The organism is Streptomyces mexicanus, assembly GCF_902506575.1.
Taxonomy (GTDB): domain Bacteria; phylum Actinomycetota; class Actinomycetes; order Streptomycetales; family Streptomycetaceae; genus Streptomyces; species Streptomyces mexicanus.
In genome coordinates this window covers 1-3304 of sequence record NZ_LR732623.1, presented here as the reverse complement: position 1 = coordinate 3304, position 3304 = coordinate 1, and the positions used below count along the sequence as shown (strand labels likewise).

1 protein-coding gene and 1 pseudogene are annotated in these 3304 nt (G+C 72.5%); both read left to right on the top strand.

Going from position 1 to position 3304, the window contains the following annotated elements:
• The first annotated feature begins 169 nt into the window (after nt 1-169).
• A complete protein-coding gene (locus tag GV126_RS33665) occupies nt 170-1756 on the top strand; it encodes a hypothetical protein (protein ID WP_236570356.1) in 1587 nt (528 codons plus the stop codon).
• Nucleotides 1757-1840: 84 nt separating this feature from the next.
• Nucleotides 1841-3304, top strand: a pseudogene (locus tag GV126_RS33660) (hypothetical protein); the annotation flags it as partial.

The window sequence follows — 3304 nt, the reverse complement described above, 5'->3', positions numbered from 1 at the left end:
TTCCATGCCCCTTCTCCCCTCCCGCACGCACCGTGTCGCACCGGCCCCACCCCTGACGCAACCCCGCTCGCGTGCCCGACCGGGCGGTCATACGCTCCCGAATGTGACGTCATCCCGGTTCCGGGCGGTTCGGCCACGGCGCGTGACCTCTGGGTGGTCCGCGACGCGGGTGACGCGTGCCGTGCTGGTCGGCACGGTGGGGACCGTGTGGCTGGTGTTCCCCTCAACGACGATCAACAGCACCTCCGCGGTTGCGCTGCCCCGGGCGGGACCGGTGGCCCCCGCCGCCGCACCACGGCAGGACGGGACGTCGGGCGACGACCTCGTCCTGCCGCTCGTCGCCGTGGGCGCGGCGGGGATCCTCGCGGGCTACGGGTACGTACGGCGCACCCACCGGGCACGGACCCGCACGACGCCCGGCGGCGGCGACCGGGACGGCGCGGACCGGCACGGTGCGGACCGGGACAGCGGGGGCGGCGGGCCGAGGGCCGGCGGACCGGGCCGGCCGCCGCTGGCCGCACTCGAAGCGCGGGCCTGCGACGCGCTGGTCCTGGCCGACGACTGCGTGCGCACCTCCCGCGAGGAACTCGGCTTCGCCGAGGCACGGCTGGGCACCGAGGCGTGCGCGCCCTTCGCCCGCGCGGTCCGGCAGGCCGAGACGGAGGTGACGGCCGCCTTCCGGACACGGCAGCGCTACGACGAGGGCGTACCGGACCCCGCGGACGGCCGGGCCAGGCGCCGGGCACTGGCCGACATGACCGGGCGCTGCGGGGAAGCGGGGCGGCTGCTGGACGCGGCGGCGACGGAGTTCGACGCGTTGCGCGGCCTGGACCGGGAGGAGTCGCTGGGCGAGGCGCTGGTGCTCGCGGAGACGCGGTTTCGCGAGCTGGCGGGCCACACGACGGCGACGGAGCAGATCGTGGCCGGTCTGCACGAACGGTACGCGCCCACCGCCTGCGAGCCGGTCACGGGGTACGTGGAACAGGCCAAGGACCGCCTGATGTTCGCCACAGCCCACCTCAACCAGGCGCGTCGGTCCGTCGACCGGGGCGGGCACTCCCGTGCAGCGGCCGAACTGCGCGCCGCCGAGGGCGCGGTAGTCCAGGTGGCCGTCTTCCTCGACGCCGTCTCCTCTCTCGCGGAGGACCTGGACGAGGCGGCCTCGCTGGTCCCGGCCGCGCTGAGCGGGGCGGAGGCGGCCAGGGCCGGGGCGGAGGAACGGCTGACGGGCGTGCCCGCCGGGGAGGTACGGGCCAGGGTCCTGCACGCCGATGCCGTACTGACCTCCGTACGGCTCGAGTTGACGTCCGGGCGGGCGTACGACCCGCTGGCCGTGCTGCGCCGGGTCGTGGCGGCGACGGCGCCTCTGGGTGCGGGACGCGCGGGGGTGCTGTCCGTCGCGGCCCTGCTCACCGCCCGCAGTGCCGTCACTGCGGCGGAGGGCTTCATCACGACCCATCGGGGTGCTGTGGGCGCCACGGCCCGCACTCGCCTCGCCGAGGCCCAACGCCTGCTCGCCGCCGAGGACTCGGCGGTCCTGCCCCGTGCCGACGCCCTGGCCCGCACCGCCCGGGAACTCGCCGAACAGGACGTCCGCACCCACGGAAACCCGTACGCCGAGGCGGACGCGCAGACCCCCGGCACGGCCGGCGCCCTCCGCGGCGGAATTCTCCTGCCCGGCCCCTCCCCCACCGGCGCCGCACCGAGTTACGGCGGCCCCGTAAAGCGCAAGCGCCGGGCTCCGCAGGTCAGCTGACGCCTCGTCACCCCGTTTGTATGATGGTCCGATCTTGAGCAGGTCGGTCCGGATCAGCAGACGGACAAACGGGGGCAGTGACACGTGATCAATCCGGAGGAGATTCCGCAGTTCACGGGGAATCTGGAGCTGCTGGAGCAGGATTACGCAGCGCTGAAGACGGATGCGGGTCATGTCCGGGACACGGGCCGGGATGTCCACAACCGTTTCCAGGGCCTGTCGGCGTACTACACCGCCCCGGAGGCGGAGCAGCTGTTCGCGACGACGAAGCCGGTGAAGGACCGTGCGGATTCGTTCGCGGACGGTCTGGAGACGGTCTCGGGCGCGTTGGCGGGGTATGCGACGGAGATCCGCCCGCTGGTGAAGAAGCTGGAGGATCTCAAGCGCGAGGCCACGACGTTCGTCGCCTCGGTCAAGGACGATGACGACTGGGAGTACGACGGGGACAAGGTCGCGCATCACAACCGGATCCGGGACGAGGTCACGCGGACGGTGGCGGCGTTCTGGGCGGCGGAGCGCACCTGCCACAACAAGATCACAGCGTTGTGGCACGGCACGCAGATGGTGGCCGGGGACGGCTCGGACAAGAAGAACCAGTACGGGTTCGACGCGGAGGACCTGAAGAACGCCAAACTCCCCTGGGGCGACCCGGTCGAGGAGAAGCATCACTGGTACGAGGTCGGCCACTGGGTGAAGTCGTTCGTGTGGGACGGCCTGATCGTGGACGGCGTGTGGGGCACGATCAAGGGCCTGGGCACGCTGGTCGGTTTCGGTGGCTGGGAGGCGATGGGGCAGGCGTGGAAGGGCCTGGCCCAGCTCGCCACCGGGCTGGCGATCTCGTCGATCCCGGGTGTGGGGGCGATGTTCTGGGCGCTGCCCGACGACAAGCTGCCGTCCTGGATCCGTGACTCGCGTACCGCGATGAAGCAGACGGGCAAGGCGCTGGTGGCGTGGGACGAGTGGGGCAAGAACCCCGCCCGCGCCGCGGGCGCGGTGACCTTCAACGTGCTGACCACGGTGTTCACGGGTGGTGCGGGGGGTGCGGCGTCGGGCGCGGGCAAGGCCGGCGCGGTCGCGAAGGCGCTGTCGGTGGCGGGCAAGGCCGGCCGGGTCATCGACCCCATGACGTATGTGAGCAAGGCCGCCGGGGCGGGTCTGTCGAAGATCGGTGACATCGCCAAGGGCCTGAAGGGCATCGGCAAGATCGACATCCCCAAGCTCCCGGACAACGCGATCACCCTGCCCGAAGGCTCGCTGAAACTCCCGGACGGCACGGTCCACCTCCCCGAGGGCACCCCGATCCCCGAGGGCGCGACCAAGCTCCCGAACGGCACCGTCTCGCTGCCGCACGACGCCCCAGTGCTGCCCGAGGGCACGACGAAACTGCCGAGCGTGGACGGCTCCCCGGCCCAGTACATGGACCCGCACGGCAACCTCCTGGACCACCAGGGCAACCTCGTCCAGCACGCGGACCAGGCCCCCACCGACATCATCGACAAACCCCACCCCGAGACCGGCACCCCGGCCTCAGGCGCGGACACCCCCCAC